Source organism: Micromonospora sp. WMMD1102 (assembly GCF_029626265.1).
Taxonomy (GTDB): domain Bacteria; phylum Actinomycetota; class Actinomycetes; order Mycobacteriales; family Micromonosporaceae; genus Plantactinospora.
The window spans coordinates 8,526,645-8,545,789 of record NZ_JARUBN010000001.1 but is presented as its reverse complement, the minus strand read 5'-3'; the positions used below and the strand labels follow the sequence as shown (position 1 = coordinate 8,545,789).

At 73.7% G+C, this 19,145-nt stretch carries 13 protein-coding genes and 2 pseudogenes; 4 read left to right on the top strand and 11 right to left on the bottom strand.

Annotated elements, in window-relative coordinates:
• Nucleotide 1: 1 nt before the first annotated feature.
• The 8 genes and pseudogenes from O7626_RS38915 to O7626_RS38880 all read right to left on the bottom strand — a co-directional run bounded on the left by O7626_RS38915 (nucleotide 2) and on the right by O7626_RS38880 (nucleotide 12,493).
• Nucleotides 2-2,815, bottom strand: coding sequence for an ABC transporter permease (locus O7626_RS38915; protein ID WP_278065906.1), 2,814 nt, complete (start codon nucleotides 2,813-2,815; stop codon nucleotides 2-4).
• Nucleotides 2,812-6,000, bottom strand: coding sequence for an FtsX-like permease family protein (locus O7626_RS38910; RefSeq protein WP_278065905.1), 3,189 nt, complete (start codon nucleotides 5,998-6,000; stop codon nucleotides 2,812-2,814). The genes O7626_RS38915 and O7626_RS38910 overlap by 4 nt, the downstream gene beginning before the upstream one ends.
• A gap of 122 nt (nucleotides 6,001-6,122) precedes the next feature.
• Nucleotides 6,123-6,794: pseudogene (locus O7626_RS38905) on the bottom strand (ABC transporter ATP-binding protein); the annotation flags it as partial.
• Nucleotides 6,791-7,738 carry an ABC transporter ATP-binding protein gene (locus tag O7626_RS38900; RefSeq protein ID WP_278066517.1) on the bottom strand — a complete coding sequence of 316 codons (948 nt, stop codon included), beginning with the start codon at nucleotides 7,736-7,738 and terminating at the stop codon, nucleotides 6,791-6,793. The gene O7626_RS38900 and the pseudogene O7626_RS38905, both read right to left, overlap by 4 nt.
• Nucleotides 7,739-7,796: 58 nt before the next feature.
• Nucleotides 7,797-8,432: a carboxypeptidase regulatory-like domain-containing protein gene (locus O7626_RS38895; protein ID WP_278065904.1), complete on the bottom strand. Its 636-nt coding sequence runs from the start codon at nucleotides 8,430-8,432 to the stop codon at nucleotides 7,797-7,799.
• An 89-nt stretch (nucleotides 8,433-8,521) separates the two neighbouring features.
• The gene (locus O7626_RS38890) at nucleotides 8,522-9,952 is read right to left on the bottom strand and encodes a hypothetical protein (protein ID WP_278065903.1); all 1,431 of its coding nucleotides are present in this window, start codon (nucleotides 9,950-9,952) and stop codon (nucleotides 8,522-8,524) included.
• A 1-nt stretch (nucleotide 9,953) separates the two neighbouring features.
• On the bottom strand, nucleotides 9,954-10,646 hold the full coding sequence (locus O7626_RS38885) for a SigE family RNA polymerase sigma factor (RefSeq protein ID WP_347404841.1): 693 nt from the start codon (nucleotides 10,644-10,646) through the stop codon (nucleotides 9,954-9,956).
• 146 nt (nucleotides 10,647-10,792) lie between these two features.
• Entirely contained in the window at nucleotides 10,793-12,493 is a 1,701-nt protein-coding gene (locus O7626_RS38880; RefSeq protein ID WP_278065902.1) for a hypothetical protein, read from the bottom strand.
• Nucleotides 12,494-12,722: 229 nt separating this feature from the next.
• On the opposite strand from O7626_RS38880, the gene O7626_RS38875 reads away from it, so the two are divergent.
• Complete coding sequence (locus O7626_RS38875; protein ID WP_278065901.1) at nucleotides 12,723-14,030, top strand: VWA domain-containing protein; 1,308 nt, start codon at nucleotides 12,723-12,725, stop codon at nucleotides 14,028-14,030.
• A 47-nt stretch (nucleotides 14,031-14,077) separates the two neighbouring features.
• Here the strand turns inward: O7626_RS38875 and O7626_RS38870 are convergent, their stop codons facing one another.
• Both O7626_RS38870 and O7626_RS38865 read right to left on the bottom strand, forming a co-directional pair.
• A complete protein-coding gene (locus tag O7626_RS38870) occupies nucleotides 14,078-14,731 on the bottom strand; it encodes an HAD family hydrolase (protein WP_278065900.1) in 654 nt (217 codons plus the stop codon).
• Between the two features lie 32 nt (nucleotides 14,732-14,763).
• Complete coding sequence (locus O7626_RS38865; RefSeq protein ID WP_278065899.1) at nucleotides 14,764-15,570, bottom strand: SAM-dependent methyltransferase; 807 nt, start codon at nucleotides 15,568-15,570, stop codon at nucleotides 14,764-14,766.
• 164 nt (nucleotides 15,571-15,734) lie between these two features.
• Here O7626_RS38865 and O7626_RS38860 point away from each other — a divergent pair, with 164 nt between their 5' ends.
• The 3 genes from O7626_RS38860 (at nucleotide 15,735) to O7626_RS38850 (ending at nucleotide 18,423) form a co-directional block, all read left to right on the top strand.
• Nucleotides 15,735-16,589, top strand: coding sequence for a helix-turn-helix transcriptional regulator (locus O7626_RS38860; protein WP_278065898.1), 855 nt, complete (start codon nucleotides 15,735-15,737; stop codon nucleotides 16,587-16,589).
• Nucleotides 16,590-16,700: 111 nt separating this feature from the next.
• Complete coding sequence (locus O7626_RS38855) at nucleotides 16,701-17,645, top strand: NADP-dependent oxidoreductase (RefSeq protein ID WP_278065897.1); 945 nt, start codon at nucleotides 16,701-16,703, stop codon at nucleotides 17,643-17,645.
• 355 nt (nucleotides 17,646-18,000) lie between these two features.
• Entirely contained in the window at nucleotides 18,001-18,423 is a 423-nt protein-coding gene (locus tag O7626_RS38850; protein ID WP_278065896.1) for a cupin domain-containing protein, read from the top strand.
• A gap of 121 nt (nucleotides 18,424-18,544) precedes the next feature.
• Here O7626_RS38850 and O7626_RS38845 read toward each other — a convergent pair.
• A pseudogene (locus tag O7626_RS38845) lies at nucleotides 18,545-19,138 on the bottom strand (ion channel); the annotation flags it as partial.
• Nucleotides 19,139-19,145: the final 7 nt, after the last annotated feature.

Genomic DNA, 19,145 nt, shown 5'->3' with positions numbered 1-19,145 from the left:
GCTATCCCCCACCGGCCCGGAGGACCTCACCGAGGCGCCAGCGACGGCGCAACGCGAACTCGATGCGCAGTACCGAGACGGCCGCCACCACCAGCGCGGCGACGAGCAGGCCGAGCTGCCACCACGGCAGCGCCAGGGCCGGGTCGGCGGCCTGCCCGGTCAGCCGACGCAGCGCGAGCGGACCGGGCAGCTGGCTCGCGAGCAGTACCCCGAGCAGCGGCCCGCCCACCGCGGCGACGGCGACCGGCGGCAGCAGCTCCCCCGCGGCGACCCAGCGGGCGTCCACCGGGCGCAGCCCGAGCGTGCGCAGCCGGGTCAGCGTCTGCCACCGTTCCGGCGCGCTCGCCGCCGCACCGAGCGCGAGCCCGAGCAGCCCCATCGCCAGCAGCATCGCCGCCGAAACCCAGCCCAGCCGCAGCAGACCCAGCGAGAGCGGTGCGTTCCGGCGCTCCGCCAGCACCTCCGCGCGGACGGCGGTGTCGCCCACGGCGGCGTTGTCGGTGACCGCCCGAGCCGCGCCGGGGCCGGCCGCCCACACCGTGTTCGGCACGACCGGGACACCGGCGGCGGCAACGGCGGCGGCGTCGACGACGACCACGTCGTCGACGTCGCCGACGGTCGGCGCGGTGCCGACCGCCGCGAGCGGTACGGCCGGGCCGTCCCGGTGGCGCAGTTCCAACCGCATGCCGGGCCGCAGTCGGCCGTCGGCGGAACTCACCAGCGCTGGCACGGGACCGGAGCCGGGCGCGGCGAGCCGGTCGAGTTCCGGCCCGTCCGGCAGCGGCGTCGTGGCCAGCAGCCGCCGGAACGCGGCGGCGTCGACGATGATCAGACGCGGCGTGACAACCGCCGAATCGGCGGTGATCCGGTCCCCGTCGGTCACCTCCGCGACAACCACCTGCCGGACCCCGGGCGCGGCGGCGATCCGCTGCGCGGCCCCTGCGGTGGCGGCGGCGTCCGCCGAGACGACGTCGAGTCGGGCGTCGGCGCCGACCGTACGCCACGCGCCGGCCGTCAGCCCCCGGACGACCGTGGCCTGGAGCGTGACCGTGAACGCCGCCAGCGCGACGGCGGTCACTAGGAGCAGCAGCGGAAGCACCCGGGCCGAGGTCGCGGCCGCCCGCGCGGCACCGAACACCACGAGCGGGCGGCCGGACCGCAGGGAGCGCCGCAGCGCGAGGCGGGTGCCGACCGGCAGCAGCCGGAGCAGGACGAGCGCACCGGCGAGCGCACCGAGTGCCGGCGCACTCGCCGGCAGCGCCAGGCCGTCGTCCTGACCGGCGTCCGGACCGATCGGCGCGCCGGCCGGCACCGCCGGCAGGATTCCGCGCTGGTGCAGTGCGACGAACGCGGCCACCGCGGCGGCCACCAGCCCGGCCTCCAGGGTGGCCCGGCGGATTTCGCCGGTGCGGCGGACCCAACGGCGGGCCGCCCGGTTGGCCAGGACGCGCCGCCCCCGGATGGCCCGGGCGGCGGCGAGCGTGCCGAGCACCGGACTGGCGGCGACGGCGGCGAGGACCACCGGGGCCGCCCAGCCCAACGAGACATCCGGGGCCACGGCAGCGGCCAGCCCGAGCCCGACCGCGGCGGCCCCCAGCGCCAGTAAGGTGGACTCGACAAGCAGTTCCGTGCCGAGATCCGGCAGGGCGACCCCGCGCTGCCGGGCGGCGGCCAGCGCCGGGGCGCGGCGCCGGACCAGCAGGTCGGCGGCGAGCAGCAGCACCAGTACCGCGACGGTCAGCACCCCGATGAGCAGTACCGACGCCTGCGCGGTGGCGGCGGCGATCCGGGTCCGGACATCACGTAGCACGTTGTCGAGCCGGGTCTCCCAGCGCAGCGTGCCGCCATAGGCGGCGTACGAACCGGAGGTGCTCTTCAGGGCGACCACGGTCGCGGCGACCCGCGCGGCGGAATCCTGGCCGAGCGCCTCGGGGTCCGGACCGAACCAGACGACCCGGTCCAGCTCGTCGTCCTCGAAGGCGAGCCGGGCGTCCGGCAGCGAGTCGGCGGAGAGCAGCCCGGCGAGCCGGGTGCTGCCCACCCCGTCCACCCCGGGCACGGGCCGCAACAGCCACGGCGCGAGCTGCCAGGCCGGATCGTCCGGATCGGTCGCCTCGAAGATGCCGCTGACCTGGACGTGTTTTTCGTTCCGCTGCTGGTCTTCGAGGGGGATGCGGTCACCGGGGCCGACGCCGAGCGCTTCGGCGTCCGTCTTCGACAGGCCGACCTGCACCGGCCAGGGCGGCCCACCGTACGGGACCTCGATCCGGTTCTGCCACTCCGGGACGACCGCCCGGGGCGCCCCGCCCGCGATCCAGGTGACGCCCGGACCGCCGCCGGTCGAGGCGGCACCGCCGCCGAGATAGCTGAGCTGGAAGGTGCGTTGCACGCTTCCGTCGGTGATCTTCAAGGTGCCGCTGGTGACGGTGGTGACGGGTGGCCGCAGCATCGCCGCCAGCTCGGGCCCGAGTTCGTCCTCGGCCATCCCGCCCAGGTCGTCGACGGTCTCGGCGAGGTACGGGTCCCGGACCCGCCCGCCGTTCGGCCCGGCGTCCGGCTCCCAACCCGCGTGTACCCGGACCACCGCATCGTCGCCGGCCTGACGTACCGCGTCCTGCACGGCACTGTCGGCGGTGGCCCGGATCAGCGGCGGCACGGCGCCGGCGAACCCTACGACGGAGGCGACGACGACCGCGGTCAGCAGCAGCGGCCCGGCGTCGAACCGGGGCCGGCCGCGCACCGTCGGCCAGTGCGGTGCGGGCAGCCAGCGCCGGATCACGAACCGACCCGGCGCGGGCAGCCACCGCCGGATCACGAGCCCACCCGGAGGTACCCGGCCCCGGCGCGGCGGGTCCGGACGGCGACCACCAGCGCCACCGCGAGCAGGCAACCGGTCAGCAGCAGGGCGAACAGGGCCGACTCGGCCGCCCACGGCCACTGCGGCGCGACGGGCGGGACAGGTGCGGCACCGGCGTCGGAGCGGATCAGCGGCGGCGCGACGGCGACGGTGCCGAGGGCACCGACGGCCGTACCCGCGATCAGCAGCGGCAGCAGCAGGCCGGCGTACTGGCCGAACAGCACCGCCCGGACCTCCCGCCGGGTCAGCCCCAACGCCCGCAGCCGGGCCACCTGGCCGGCCCGGGCCCGAAGGTCGACGAGAACGTGCAGGACGACACCGGCCAGCAGTAGCAGGGCGGCGGCTGGCACGAGCAACCGGAGCGCGGCCGGCAGTCCGGCGCGCAACGGTCCGGCACTGAGCCGGTCGGTCTCGGCCGCCCGACTGCGCACCGTGCCGACGTGCAGGGCCGCGGCGCGCTCGGCCGCGTCCGCCCGGGCTGGTTGGCCGACCCAGTAGCCGTCCACCGGATACTCCGGGTTGCCGGCGACCGTCAGGGCACGGGCGAGCAGGTCGATGTCGGCCAGGATGGCAACCGCACCGGGCGCGGCCGGCACCTCGGGCACCACCTCGGTGACGGCGACGGCCACGGGGGTGGTGCCGGCCGCGACGCTCAGCACGGCGCCGCGGCGCACCCCGAGTTCGTCGACGAGCCGGGCCGAGACGGCCACGGGCACCGGTCCGGGCGCCGGAAAGGCGGTCACCACGAGATCGCGGGCGGCGTCCTGCGGGCCGCTGAGCTGGACGGTCGTCGTCATCCTCAGCTCGGTGCCCGAGGCGGTGCCGGCTAGCGCGACCGCCGAGTGGGTGAGCATCTCGGGCGCGGGCGGGGCCGAGGTGGCGCTCCACGGCGCCGCACCGGTGGTGGCCCGCGCACCGGGCGCCGCCAGCGTCACGGCGACCTGGCTGTTGCCGCCGTCGGGTACCCCGGCGGACGGGTCGGGCGCGATCGGCAACGAGAGTCCGACCAGCTCCAGACCGTCGGCGGGCACGCACTCGGGTAACCGGTGCACCGTGCCGTCGAGCGGGACGGGTCCCCCGGTGCAGGTCGTCCGCAGGCCCGTACCGTCCTGCAACAGCAGTCGCGGGGTCACCACGAGCGGGGTGGCACCGGTCGCCGTGCCGCTCAGGGTCAGTGCGGCCCCGGGCGGCACGCCGACTCCGACGGCGCGGGTCGGCGGCGCCAGCGCGGCCCCCACCTCCGCCCAGTCACGGTCGCCGTCCAGTCGCCCCCGGAGCAGTGCGCCGGCCCGGCCGGTGTCCACCGCGACCAGCTGGGGTGCGTCGCCGGCACTGCCCAGCCACTGGCCGATGGCGACCCCACGGGTGGTGGCCGGGCTGACCGCTCCCCCGGTCGCGGCGCTGACGCCCACGCCCTGCCCGGCGACCGGCGGGGCCGCCAACGCGATCGCCAGGTCGGTGCCGACCGACAGGTCTGCCTGGTCGCGCTGCGACCGCTCCCAGGTGGCGCCGAAGCCGACCCCGAACGTGCCGGCCGCACAGGTGAGGCCGACCAGCAGGCCCGCGGCGACCGCCTGTGGCCGGCGGGCCGCCTCGAACACGGCCAGCGGAAGCGCCAGCCCCCGGGTCCGCCGGGCCACCCGCTCGACACCGCGCAGCGCGGGCGGCACCAGGCGAAGCGCCAGTACCGCGCCGGCGGCCAGCAGCAGCGCCGGTGCGACCACCCGGACGGCGTCGATCCGGGTGTCGGCGCCGGTCGACTGGGCGTGCAGCTGCCACAGGCCGACGGCACCGAACGCCACGAGCAGCACGTCGGCACCGGACCGGGCGAGCGGCCCAGCCGACTGTCGCCGGTCGCCGGCCGTGGCGACCGGCCGTGCTGCGCGGGCCACCAGCACCGCCGCGAGCACCAGTACGCCGCCGAGCACCACCAGCACCTGCGGGGCGGTCACCTGCGGCGGGCCGGCGAGGCCGGCGCCGGCAAGTGGTGGCAGCCGGGTCAGGGCGGCATGCAGCAGGGACGAGGCGGGAACGGCGATCACGGCGGCCAGCAGCGCCAACCCGGCGCCCTCGGCAGCCGCCGTACCGGCGAGCCGACCACCGCCGAAGCCCAACGTCGACAGCAGGCTGGTCTCGTCGGCGCGTACCCCGGCGGTAAGCTGACCGGCCAGGGCCAGAGCGGCGGCGGTCAGCAGCCCGCCGAGCAGGGCGATGGCGAGCACCGCACCGGCGGTGACCCGCTGCTGTGCACGCGCGGCCGACAACGTCTGGGGCAGCCGCGAGGCGACGTTCTCGATCCGCACCCGGTCGCCGAGGATTCCCGCCAACCGCCGGTCGGCACCGCGGGCCGCGGCGGCGACGGTTTCCAGGTCGTGACCGGTCGCGTCGGAGAGGTCCGGCTGGGCGGTGATCTCCATCCGGGTCACCGTGTGCGCGCCGGAGAGCAGGTCGGGCAGCGCGACGACCACCGGCCCGTAGGCGTGCACCGGTTGCAGGAAGCGCCCGTCGCCGAAGGCGGGATCGTAGCCGGCCCCGCCGAGCGGGTCGCGCTCCCAACCGGTGCCGGGCAGCGGGCGTACCACGCCGACGACGACCACCTCGACCGGCGGCGCAGGCTCCCGGTCCAGCTCCGCGCCGAGCCGGACCCGACTGCCGAGGGCGAGGCCGAGCCGCCGGGCCATCGGTTCGAGCAGGACGGCCTCCACCGGGACGGCCCCGCCGGCGGCCCGTGGCCACCGCCCGTCGACCAGCTCGGTCCGGGCCGGCAGGTCGTCCATCGCCGACAGGTACGTCTCGTGCAGGACGCCGCTCTGGTCGACCAGGCTCTCCGGCAGCAGCCGGAACTCGGACGACGCCCGGGTCGCCGTCGTCGCGGAGAACGGGGCGAGGGTCGAGGTCAGCAGTTCGCGGGTGTCGGTGGCCACCGAGCCGGTGTCGGCTCTCCGCACGTCGACGGTGTAGGCGGTGACGCCGACCTCTGCCGGGGCGGCCCGGCCGGCGGCGACCTCGAAGGCCCGATCGGCGGTCCGGGTGACCAGCAGCGCGCAGGTGCCGAGCAGCGTCGCGCCGAGTGTGACCACCGCCAGCAGGGCCGCGAGCATCGGCCACTGCGCACGGGCACGAAGCCCGAGCAACCTCAGCACCCGTTGCTCCGGCCCGCCGTGCCTCCGGTGCCGGCCGCGCCCGGCTGGTCGCCGGGTCCGCACCGGCCGGGCTGGTCGCCGGGTCCGCGCCCGCCGGGCTCGGCGTCGGGCGGGGTGTCGTCGAGTCGGCCGTCCCGGATCTGGACCACCCGATCCGCCAACGCCATCATCACCGGGTCGTGGGTGGAGACCAGCGCCGTGACACCCTCGGACTCCACCACCCCGCGCAGCAGCGACATCACCGACAGGCCCGTCTCGGCGTCCAACTGCCCGGTCGGCTCGTCGGCGATCAGCAACCGGGGTGAGGCGGCCAGCGCCCGGGCGATCGCCACCCGCTGCTGCTGGCCGCCGGAGAGTTCGCCGGGACGCTGCTCGGCGTGGTCGGCCAGGCCCACCAGCTCCAGCAACAGCTCGACCCGACGCTCCCGCTCCCGGGTCGGGGTACGGGCCAGGCGCAGCGGGGCGCCGACGTTCTCCGCCGCCGACAGCACCGGGATCAGTCCGAACGTCTGGAAGACGTAGCTGACCGTTCCGCGCCGGAGCCGGGACAGCCCGTCCTCGTCGAGGGCGGTCACCTCGGTACCGTCGACGACGACCGTGCCGGAGTCCGGCCGGTCCAGCCCGCCGACGATGTTGAGCAGGGTGGTCTTGCCGGAGCCGGAGCGGCCGACCAGGGCGACCATGGTGCCGGGTTCGACGTCGAACGACACGTCCCGCAACGCGTGCACGGCCGTCGGCCCGGAACCGAAGCTCCGGCGGACGCCCCGGACGGCGAGCAGCGCGTCGGTGGTCATGAACGGTCGTCGGGGTCGGGCGGGCCTGCGGCACGGTCGCCGCCGTCCGGGCGGATCTCGACGTGGTCCGCCTCCAGGGCGAGCCGCACCCGCCTGGTCAGCGCCAGCGCCTCGCGGTACTCGCGGGGCACCTGGACCCGGCCGGCACGGTCCATCACGGCGTACTCCTCGGCGACCATCCGCACGTCGCCGTCGGCACCGGTCGCCGAACGGCGCAGCACCTCGCTGCTGGTACGCCCGTCGCGGATCGCCACGGTCCGCTCGACCCTGCCGCTGACCTCGGGATCGTGGGTCACCACGACGACGGTGACGCCGAGTTGCCGGTTGACGTCCCGCAGCGCGTCGAAGACCTCGGCCGAGGTGACGCTGTCCAACTCACCGGTCGGCTCGTCGGCCAGCAGCACTCGGGGCTGGTTGGCGAGGGCGACCGCGACGGCGACCCGCATCTGCTGCCCGCCCGACATCTGCCCCGGACGCCGGTCGGCGCAGTCGGCGACCCCGAGGGCGTCCAGCAGGTCGGCGGCCCGGGACCGGCGGGTACGGGCCGGCGTGCGGGCCGCGGTCATCGGCAGGTCGACCATCTGCCGCGCGGTCAGGTACGGCACGAGATTGCTCGTGCTCTGCTGCCGGACGAAGCCGACGGTGTGCCGCCGGTAGCGGACCCGGTCCGCCCGGGACATCGCCAGCAGGTCCCAGCGGTCGACCCGGGCCCGCCCGGCGGTGGGTGCGTCGATTCCGGCGAGGATGGAGAGCAGTGTCGACTTGCCCGACCCGGACGCCCCGACGACGGCGATCATCTCGCCGCCCTGCACGACGAGGTCCAGCCCCTGCAACGCCTGCACCTCGATCGACCCGGTCTGGTAGATCCGGACCAGGCTCTCGCAGACGATCAGGGCGTCCCGGCCGAACTCCGGCGCCCGCCCGGCGGGCTGGGGCAGCGTCAGCGATGTGATGGTGAAACCTCTCGTCGGCCGTGTCGGGCAGACTTTAGCCAGGGTCGATCTAGACCGTCAACGGTCGCCGCCCTGCTCCGGCCGGACGGAGCAGGGCAGCGATCCGGTACCTGCCGTCGTCGGTCAGCCCGCCGGACGAGGCGCCGCTCTCGTCGTCGCGGACGGTGACGTACATCCCCGGGGCGGGTTCGCCGGTCGCCGTGCGGAGCTGTCCGGTGACGGTGCCGGTGCTGAACAGCACGTCGTCGGCCGTGGTGGTGGCACCAGCCGTGACGGTGACCGGGTCGGCGTCCCAGAACTCCGACTTCTGCCGGTAGTACTGCTGGGGACCGTTGCCGTGGTCCGGCGCGAACTGGAGCCGGTACGCACCGGCGGCGACGCCCTCGAAGGTGTACCGGCCGTCGTCCCCGGTGGTGGCACCGTCGACGAATCTGATGTCCTCGGCCTCGTAGAGGCCGATCCAGGTGTTCGCGGCACCAGCGCCGGCACTCGTGGTCAGTCGACCGCTGATGGTGCCGGTCGCGGCGCTGCCGGCCGGTGCGGCGGACGCCGGTGGTGACTGGCCACACCGGACAGTGTGATGCGGCGCAGGAACGATATGCGCATCGGGATCCCGAATCTGGAGGCGGGGCGTCGAGAAGCGGGCCCCGCCCGCACCGGTCCCGCCCCGTCCGGTGGCCGGCATCCGGAGGATAGGCGATGGCCGATCGTTCTCACCTCGTATTTTCAGCCGTGATCCCGGCGACCGTGGAAGACCTCCGCCGCACCCGTGGGCTATTCGCAGGTCCAGCGGACGGCGGCGGTGGCGGCGTCCGCCGGGGCGACCGAGACGAGCCCGCCGACCACCCGGCCGTCGTCGCTGACGCTCACCGCCGACGGTCCCTCCGTTCCGGGTACGGCCCCGGCCGGCGACGGGAGCACGAGTGGCCGCTTCCCGGCCAGTACCGCCGGGGTTTCGACACCTGCCGCGTCCCGGACGAACCCAGCCACCCAGCCGTGCCGGTTGACCGCCGCCACCCAGGCCAGCCCGGTCAGCGGGGCCGCCTTCCCAGTACGCAGGTCCCACCGGGTCGGAACGACTTTCTGCTCCCCGCCGGGCGGCGCGACCGACCAGCCGAGCACCCAGCCGCCCCGGATCGACAGATTGCTGGTGGTGGCCGCATGCCGGGGCGGGGGTGGCAGGTCCCTCGTCGTGCCGTCCGGCGCCCAGACCGTCGTCCGGGCCGGCAGGTCGGTCCCGGGTCCGCCGATGCCGCCGACCACCGTCCCGTCGTCGTCGATCCCGGTGGCGTACGGCGTTCCCGTGCCGTCCCCGGCGAGCCGGGTCGGGTTCCGCTCCGCACCCGCCGGCCAGACCACCGGGTTGCTCCCCGGCACGTCGGGGTGGCCTTCGGTACGCCCGCCGCCCGGCGACGCCGACGACCCGCCCGGGGTACCGGCTCCGCCCTCCGGGGGCTGCGGTGGGCCACCCTTGGTACCGGCCGGCTCGCCCTGGTAGCCGAAGGTGCGCACCCCGCCGAGGACGTCGCCCCGCTCGTTGAGATCCATCACGTCACCGAGATGGCTGCCGTCCGACCCGGTCAGGTCGAGGTACCGGCCGTCCCGGTAGACCCAGGAGACCGGTACCGCCTTCCCGGCCCGCACCGCGACGCCGTCGCCGGCGACCACTCCCCGCGAGTTGACGAGCAACCGGCCAGGGTCGGCGGCCGGCGGTTCGAGCACTGTCAGCACGCCCCGGTCCCAGCGCAGCACCCAGGTACGCGCCGTGCGGGAGTTCCGGGCCACCCCGACGAGATAGCGTCCGCTCGGGTCGCCGTCGAGCACCTGGCTCTCGGTGGCACCGGGCGGCAGTGGGAGCCGGTGCGGCGTACACCTGGTCGGGGCCGGTGGTGGCTTCGGGGCCGCGCCGGGCCGGTCGGCCGAGGTCGGGGAGCCCGGGGCCGGACCGGGCTGGGCGACCGACCCGGGGTCCCGGCCGGGGACGGCGGGCTCGCCGTCGCGTACCGCCGCGAAGGTGACCGGGACCGCGACCAGGACCATGGCGGTGCTGGCGGCCAGGCCGCCCCCGGCCAGCAGCCGGCGGCGCCGGACCCGGCGCCGGCCGGCGCGGAGCAGGCCCTCGATCTCCACGGTGGAGGGGCGGCGCGGCTCCCCGTCCAGCGGGCGCAGCAGGTCACGGGCTGCGGCGTCGTCGAACTCGTCCATCTCAGCTCCTGTCCGTCGGACGGGGAAAAGGGTCGGCGCCGGCCCGGGCGACACCGGTGGAGGTCGCCGGCCGGGGGCGGCTCTCCGAGCGCAGCTGGCTTCGCGCGGTCGGTGCGGACGGTCCGGCCCGGACGGTCGGCCCCGAAGGCTCGTCAACAGCTCCGGCCGCTGGGGCGGGTGACGGCGCCGTCAGGGTTGTCGAGCCGGGCTGCTCGGCGAGCAGCCGTCGGAGCGTGGCCAGCCCGTGGAAACTCTGACTCTTCACCGTTCCCGGGGCGCAGCCCAGCGTCTCGGCCACCTCGGTCACCGACATGTCGCAGAGGAAGCGCAGCACCAGTACGGCCCGCTGTTTGCGGGGCAGCCGGTCGAGCGCGGCCCGCAGCACCGTCCGCTCCTCGACGTCCGGGCCGTACCGGGGCAGCGGCTCGGGTGGCGTGTCGGTGAGGCGCACCCGTCTCGACCACGGTCGCCGTTTCTCGCCCTGGAAGAACCACACCAGGGTGGCCCGGACGTACCCGTCGAGGTGGCTGACGTTCCGCACCCGGGGCCAGTGCACGTAGAGCGTGGTGAAGGTCTGCTGGACGATGTCGTCCGCCCGGTGCGCGTCGCCACAGAGCAGGTACGCCAGCCGTCGCAACCTCGGCATCGCGGTGGTGACGAACTCGACGTACTCGTACTCCCAGTGCGGTTGCATCCGGTCGGCCCTCCCGAAAACGGTTCCGGCACTGGGATGCTCGCCGAGGCACGGGGGGTTGTGTCCGGGCGGAGATTTCCGGCCCGCGGCCCACGGGCTGCCGGCTGCCGGCTGCCGGCTGCCGGCTGCCGGCTGCCGGCGGGACGTTACTCGGTCATGCCGACCGGGTCGGAGCGGACGAAGACCATCGTCGGGCAGCCGTCGACCTCCCGCCCGGGACGCAGCTCGTAGAGGTGGTCGACGCCGGGCGGGCCGGGCGGCCCGTCCGGGCCACTGCTCAGGATCCAGCGCCGGGGTGGCCCGCCGCCGGGCGAGGCCGGCAGGTCCCGGGCGGTACCGTCGGCCGGCCCACCCGCGAAGCGTACGGTGACCCACTCCACGCCCTCATGGTATGAGCGCGACCGCCCGGGATGCCCCGAAACGACGCTGGACGCCGCAAACGACCGACCGGCCGCCGCCGGGTCGGTCAGCCCGGGGTGGGCGGACCGGCGCCGCCGGGTCGGTGTCAGCCCGGGGTGGGTGAACCGGAGCGGACCTGCTGGCCGGCGGCCCGCAGGTCGCGGAGGATGTCCAGGAAGAGCTGGTCCCGCTTGCCCTTGCTGGTGTAGTGGGTGGTCAGGGTCTGACCGTTGCGCGGCCGGACCTGGGTCTGGGCGAGCCAGTCGTGCGACTGCCAGTCGCAGGGCGACAGGATCACCGGCAGGATCTTCGTGCCCTGCCGGCTCCGGGCCGCCAGGAACGAGGCGATCTCCACCTTCTGGCAGTAGTCGGAGTTGAGGAATGCCGCGCTGACCAGTGTCAGCACGACGTCTGTCTGGCCGATCGCCCGGCGGATCCGGTCGTCCCACAGGTCGCCGGTGGCGATGTCCCGGTCGGAAGAACTCGAAGCCTTCCGACCGCAGCCCGGCCAGGGAGCCGAGCAGGGAGTCCTGGTCCAGGTAGCGGGCGTCCTGGTGGCTGTAGGTGACGAACACCCGGATCGGTCGCTGCCGGGGGTCCGCGGTCACCGGCTGGCGGAGCGGGCTCAGCGCCACCTTGGAGAACTCGGCCAGCACCTCGGACTGGTTGATCTGGGTGAATAGCCGGCCACCGGCCTCGACCGGCCAGCGGTTCTCGGTGAGGTAGGCGTCGAACGGGGAGCCTGGTGGCAGCACCGAGGCGCAGTCGAACATCAGCCGGGCACCGGCGGGCCAATCCGGTTGCGCGGCGCCGTACAGTCGGCGGGGCTCGGTGAGATCCTCGTCGGTGAGCAGGCAGGACACGATCGTCACCCCGGCCGCCTTCAGCCGGTCGGCGATCTTCCGCACCGCCGCGGCGGGTTCGTCGGTCGGCTCTCCGTCGGAGACGACGAACAGTACCGGCGGGCGGGTGTAGCTGCCGCTGGCCAGCTCGACCCGGAACCGCTGCTCGGCCTCGCGGAAGGCCAGCGCCATGGGGGTGTCCCCGAACATGCTCGGCACCAGTCCGGAGATGTGGTCACGATAGGTCGTCCAGTTCCGGGCGAGTTGGTCGATACCGACCGCCGACGGGTGACCGTTGTCGAGGTCGAGCAGGTCCCGCACCTTCGCCCCGCCGTCGCCGAGCAGGAACGCCAGCGGGTTGCCGAAGCCGAAGCCGTACGCGAACAGCCGCAACCGGGGGCTGACCCGGCCGCCGACGCCCTCCACGCAGTGTTTCGCGGCGCTGGCGATCAGGTCGTCCAGAGCCGTGCGCAGGCTGTCCAGCCGGCTGCCGCCCGCTCCGGACCGGTTCTGGATCGACGTCATCATCGACGCCGACACGTCGGCGAGCAGTCCCACCAGCATCGGTCGGTCGGCGGTCGGGCCGGAGTTCGGCGGCAGGGTCATCCGGGTCGTCCTTCCTGACGCACGGTCGTCAGCGATGTCCTTCCTGACGCCGGTGGGCAACTGTCGAGTCGGCGACAGATCACCGTCGATCGAAGCGTTCAGATATACCGGCCGGGCCGGCTGCGCGCTGTCCACTATGCGTCGGCGCGGCGATCGGGTGTTCAACCGTCGTGACAGTCCTGGATGGACGATCGGACCGGCGGTGCCCTGTGGCCCACCGTGGAGGAAGATGATGGCCGAGCAGAGCGCGCTGGTCGGGCTGGCGGTCGACGTGTCGGACTCGATGCGGTCGAGCATCCGGAACGACACCGGTGACCCGGCCAGCCGGTTCGACGCCGTACGGGCCGCCTTCGACACCCTGGCCGACCGGGCCGCGCCGCTGCTCGGACACCACCAGAGCGCGGCGGGCCGGCAGGGGTTGCGGGTCGACGTCTTCGGCTACGCGTTCGGACTGCGCGACAGTTCCGTGCCGGTGGCCGACCTGCTGTCACTGCTCCGGCTGGGCGCGGAAACCGAGGCGCCGGCCGCCGCGGACCCGGTCGCGGAGTTGGCGGCGATCGCCGCCCAGCACGGCCGGGCGGGCTGGGGCGAGTGGATCAGGACCCAGTTGGCGGCCGACGAGGCGGCCACCATCGTCGCGAACCTGCGCCGGAGCCCGGGACTGGTCGCCGCGATCGCCAACCGGCTGCCCGGACTCTCCGCCGACGAGATCCGGCACGCGACCATGCTGACCCAGACGCCGGAGGTCGGCTCCGCCGATGCGGGCGACGACAGGTCCCGGAAGGGGCTGTTCCGCCGTGCCAGCGACGGGCTCCGGTTCGGCCGGTCGATCCGTAACGACGACGTGTCGCCGTTACGGGTGTCGTTGCAGGTGGCCCGGTCCGGCGGCCTGGAGAGAATGCGTCGCAGGATCGGCGAGGCCGAGGAGCTGATCCGGAAGCTGGGGGCCCGGGAGTACAGCATGGCGGACCTGATCGCCCTCTTTCCGGACGAGGCGACCGAGCAGCTGGGCGCTGCGCTCGACCGGGCCGGCGACACCACCATGCGGGTGGAGGAGGTGGCCGCGCTGTTCGGCAGCCGAGCCGCGACGGCCGGCAGCATGGAAGCCTTCGTCTACGGCAGTACGCCGATGTGCGCGGCGATGTCGGCGGTGCAGCAACGGTTCGAGCGGGAACTGGCGAACCGGAGCGATTCCGTCGACCCGACCCTGGTGATCGTCTCCGACGGCCAGCCGACGGACGGCGATCCCCGGCCGACGGTCGAGTCGATGAGGGCGTCGGGGATCACCGTGGTCTCCTGTTACGTGACAGACCACGACGTGCAGGAACCGCGTACCCTGCCGGCGAAGCCGGGCCGGAGATGGGATCCCGGCGCCCGGTTGATGTTCGAGTGCGCCAGCCCGGTCACGGCCGGTTCCGCCCCGGCGGCCTACCTGCGGTCCCGTGGGTGGAAGATCCCACGCCGGGCGAGGCTGTTCACCCAGGCCAACCACTCGACGGTGGTCGCCGAGTTCATCCGGGCGGCAATGGCCCGATAGCCGTCTCGCCCCGACCCGGCCGACAACCCGGTCGACGGCGGCTGGAGCTAACCGCCTGTCCCGTTGTGCCGCGCGACCAGGCTGGGAAGCTCGTCCAGCGAGTCGATCCGGAACAGGCACCGCTCGGCGACGGTCGGCATGTCGAGGATGTGCCCCCACGGTCCGCGCCGGATCAGGCAGGTCCGCATGCCGGCGTCGCCGGCCGGGCGTACGTCGTTGTCGGGCCGGTCGCCGACGTACAGGATCGCGGACGCGTCGCCACCGCCTTCGCGTACGACCCGTTCGAAGAAGGCCGGTGCCGGTTTCTGCACGCCCCAGGCGTGTGACGTGCCGATCACGTCCACGGGCAGGCCGAGGGCGCGGAGGGTCGTCTCGGCGTGCGCCGGCTGGTTGCCGGCCAGGCCCACGAACAGGCCCTGGTCCTTCAGGGCGCTCAGGCAGGCTCGCGCGTCGGGATAGAGGTCCTCCTCGCCGAACGACTCCGGCTCGCCGGCTGCCCGGCGCTCGAGTTCGGCCGGCAGGTCGAAGCCGGGCCGGAAGACCTCGAACGTCTCCCGATAGTCCAGCCCTCGGGCGATCACCGCGCCGAAGACCGCCGAGAACGTGTGCCGTGGCACGCCGAGCCAGTCCGCCCAGGTCTCGAACTCGCGGGACTCGTCGAGAATCGTCCCGCCGACGTCGAAAAAGACCGCCTTGATCACGCGCGTTCCTCCGTCACCGTCAGAGGCTCGGCTCAGCCGATGCGGCCGACGCCGCCGAACAGGTAGACCTCCGGCTCGTCGGACTCCGGGTCGGGGCGCCAGCGCGAGCAGGTGACGACGCCGGGCTCCAGCAGATCCAGCCCGTCGAAGAAGCGTTCGAGTTCCGTCTTCGTCCTGGCGCGGATCGGCGTGCCGCCGCGCTCGGTGGTCTCCCGCATCACCCGCAGCATCGGCTCGCCGTGGATCTCCGCGGTGGAGTGGGTGAGCACCAGGTAGCTACCGGCGGGCATCGCCTGCACCAGCCGCGCGACGGAGCCGTACGCCGCTTCGTCGTCCATGACGTGGTTGACGACGCCGAGGAGCATGAGCCCGATCGGCTGGGCGAAGTCGAGCGTCTCCCGCGCCGAGGTGAGTATGGTGTCCGGCTGCCGCAGATCGGCTTCGACGTAGTCGCAGATGCCTTCGGGCGCGCTGTTCAGGAGTGCACGCGCATGCACCATGACGAGCGGGTCGTTGTCGACGTAGACCACCCGGCAGCGCGGGTCGAGGGACTGCGCGACCTCGTGGGTGTTGTCCGCCGAGGGGAGCCCGGTGCCGACGTCGAGGAACTGCCGGATGCCGGCATCCTCGACGAGGAACCTGATCACGCGTTTGAGGAACGCGCGCTCGGACTTCGCCCCGATGGGAATGTCCGGTATGTGCGCGATCACCTCGTCCCCGACGGCCCGGTCGACCGCGAAGTGGTCCTTGCCGCCCAGCCAGTAGTTCCAGATCCGCGCCGAGTGCGGAACCGCAGTGTCCAGTTTGGAGCCCTGGGGGGACAGCCGGTCGTCGGTCATGTGGGCATTCTTCCGCACCACCCGCGGCCGGCTCTACGGGGTCGGTGGCGGAGCCCGCAAGCGAGCTGCTGCGCCGCACTGAGCCTGCGGGGCACACTGAGCCTGCCGGGGCGCAGTGAGCCCAGCCGGGACGCACTGACCCGGCCGGGGGGCACACTTGGCCCGTGGAACGTCACGAGTTCGGCGCCGTGGTGCGCCAGTTGCGGGAGAGTACGGCGCCTGCGGCTGTCGGGCTACCGGTCGGTCGGCGGCGGGTGCAGGGGTTGCGGCGAGAGGAGCTCGGCGAGCTCGCGGGGATGTCTGCGGACTACGTACGCCGGTTGGAGCAGGGGCGTAGCCATCCGTCGGCCGGGGTGGTGAACGCCATCGCCCGTGCGCTACGGATCGGGCGGGCGGAGTACGAGCGGCTCTGCGCGCTGGCCGGATACGCCGCCGCGGACGGGCAGGTGCCGAACCAGGTCGGTCCGGGCGCGATGCGACTGCTGGAGCGGTTCACGGACACTCCGATGTTCGTCTCCGACGCGGCGATGAATCTGGTCGCCGTGAACAGTGCGTTCATGGCCCTGGGGCACTGGGATCTCACCGGGGAGCCGTGGGAGTGGAACATCGCCTGGCGTAGCTTCTGCGATCCGTTCAGTCGTTTCCAGCAGTCCGCGGCCGACGCGACCGATCATCAGGCAGTCCTCGTCGCCTGCCTCAAGAGCGCACTGTTGCGCTACCCCGCCGACGCGTCGCTTGCCTCGCTGGTGGACGAGATGCGGAGCCGAAGCCGCCTGTTCGACACCCTGTGGCGCACGCCGCGACCGGTGTCGGCCTTCGAGAGCAGTGCCACTTTCATCCATCCGGACGGCGGCGCCGTCACGCTCGTCGGCAGCCTGCTCGCCATCCCGGGCGACGATCTGGCGGCGCTGATGCTCACCGCGGCACCGCGTTCGGCCGATGCGGCGCGTCTGGCTGAGATCGTCGGCGGCGCCGGGGAGCCGACCATCATCAAGGTGGGCCAGCCCGGCCCAAGCTAACCGCGCCGGATCCTGCCAGATTGGGTGACGTCTCCCGCAGGGGATCACCTCCGGGTCGAACCTGCTCAGGTTCGAGGCACATCGACGGCGCTCACGAAAGAAGGTTCGGCAGTGAAGGCAGTGCGTTTCCACGAGTTCGGCGGTCCCGAGGTCCTGCGCTACGAGGACGTCGAGCGGCCCACCCCCGGCGCCGGGCAGGTCCGGATCCGCGTCGCCGCGACCTCGTTCAACGGCGTCGACGGCAATATCCGCGCCGGCTACATGCAGGGCCCGATCCCGGTCGAGCTACCCCACACTCCCGGCGTCGACGTCGCCGGCACGGTCGACGCCCTCGGTGACGGCGTGGACGACGTCGCGGTCGGCGACCGGGTCGTCGGCCTCCTGTCGATGACGGGTGCCGGTGCGGCCGCGGAGTTCGTGGTAGCGCCGGCGGAGAGCTTGACGGGGGCTCCCAAGAACATCCCGCTGGCTGACTCGGCGGCGTTTCCGCTGGTGGGCCTGACCGCGTGGCAGGCGCTGTTCGACCACGGCAACCTGACCGCCGGTCAGCGGGTGCTGATCAACGGCGCAGGCGGAGCGGTGGGCGGATACGCCGTGCAGCTGGCGAGGAAGGCCGGGGCCCGGGTGATCGCCACGGCCAGCCCACGCAGCGCCGACCGTGTCGAAGCCGCGGGCGCCGAAAAGGTGATCGACCACACGACCACCGACCTGGCCGCAGCGGTGACCGAGCCGGTCGATCTCGTCCTCAACCTTGCGCCCGTCACCCCGGAACAGCTCGCCGCGCTGGTCACGCTGATCCGGGACGGCGGCACCCTGATCAACACCACCGTCTGGATGCCCGCCCCCTCGGACGAGGAGCGCGGCGTACGCGGCATCGACCTGTTCGTCCGCAGCGACGCCGACCAACTCGCCGACCTGGCCGCTCGGATCAGCACCGGCGAGTTGCGCGTCGACGTCGCCCAGCGGGTGGCCCTGGCCGACCTGCCCGCACTGCACGCCCAAGCCGGCGCGGGCGAGCTGCCGGGCAAGACGGTCGTCCTCGCGCCCACGGCCTGACACGCGCGAAGGGAGAAGGCGCGGGAGAAAGGCCCGTCTTGCGCGGCGCCGCGAGCAACGCCGCCCACGCCTGCTCGGCCCGGTCGGCGGGGCTGAGAACGGCACCTGCGGGGCGTAGTCGGGCACCCACCCCACTCCGGCCGAGGTCACGATCGCCGACCACGCCGCCGGCCGTGCACGCCAACTCGGGCCGTGGGCACGCTGCCCGATGGCAAGGTGGTCATGACCGTCGCCTAAGCCTGATGACCAGATCACCGACCATAAGGAGACGAACCACAGTGATTCCCGACGACGACCCGTCTCGCTCATTGGCCGTGGCAAATCCCGACGACCCCGCACGACATACATCTCCCTGGTGGGCAACACCTACGGCATGCTGATCACCGGCGAGCAGACCAACGGCCGGTACTGCCTGATCGACATGCGCGTCCCGGACGGCGGCGGGCCGCCGCCGCACCGGCACGACTTCGAGGAGATGTTCACGATCCTCGAGGGCGAGACCGAGTTCACCTTCCGGGGCGAGAAGCACGTCGTACGGGCCGGGTCCACCATCAATATCCCGGCCAACGCGCCGCACAACTTCCGCAACACCTCGGGCGCACCGGCCCGCATGCTGTGCGTGTGTACGCCGGCCGGGCAGGACGAGTACTTCATGCGCATCGGCGACGTCGTGGCGGGCATGGACGCGCCGCCGCCGCAACTGTCGCCAGACAAGCTCGCGGAACGCCGGCGCCGCGCTGTCGAGCTGGCTCCGACCTATCGCAGCGAATTTCTGTGACCACCGCGACGAGCGACCCACTCCCTCCGACAGTTGCCCCGGGCCGTACGACGGCGGTGACCGCACCTACGCGTGCGGTCACCGGCGACTGGGTGGCCACCGAGGCGAGCCCGTGACAATCACCGATCAGGCCGATACCGCCGATCATCAACCCGAGCGCGACGAATCGTCCCGTCGTGGTCACCGGATAGTGGTCGCCGTAGCCGACTGTGGTGATGGTGACCGTCGCCCACCAGAGGGCCTCGTCGAACGACGTGATGTTCGCCTCGGGCCCCGACCGCTCGGCGTCCAGTGCCGCCAGCGCGGAGACCAGCACGAGCAGCGCGGTGGTGGTGGCGCCGTAGACAGCGAGCCGGCCCCGCGCCCAGACCTCCGTGCGCCGGCTGATCGTCAGCACCACCATGATCAGTCGTACGGCCCGCAACGGTCGAAGCACCGGAAGTACCAGGACGGCAAGGTCGAACAGGTGACCTCGCAGGAACCGGCGCCGGTCGGTGGCCAGTTTGAGACGCACCAGCATGTCGACCCAGAAGAGCAGCCAGATCACGACAGACGCCACAGCACAAACGTTGCGCCACACGGGCGCCAAGCCAGGACGCAGGATCGGCGCCGCGTACGCAGCCAGGAAGACCACCGACATCACCGTCAACGGCACCGCGGTGAAGCGCTCCCAGCGCGCCGACCGGTCCGCTCGCTGGACTGTTCCCGCCCTCATCCCTGAC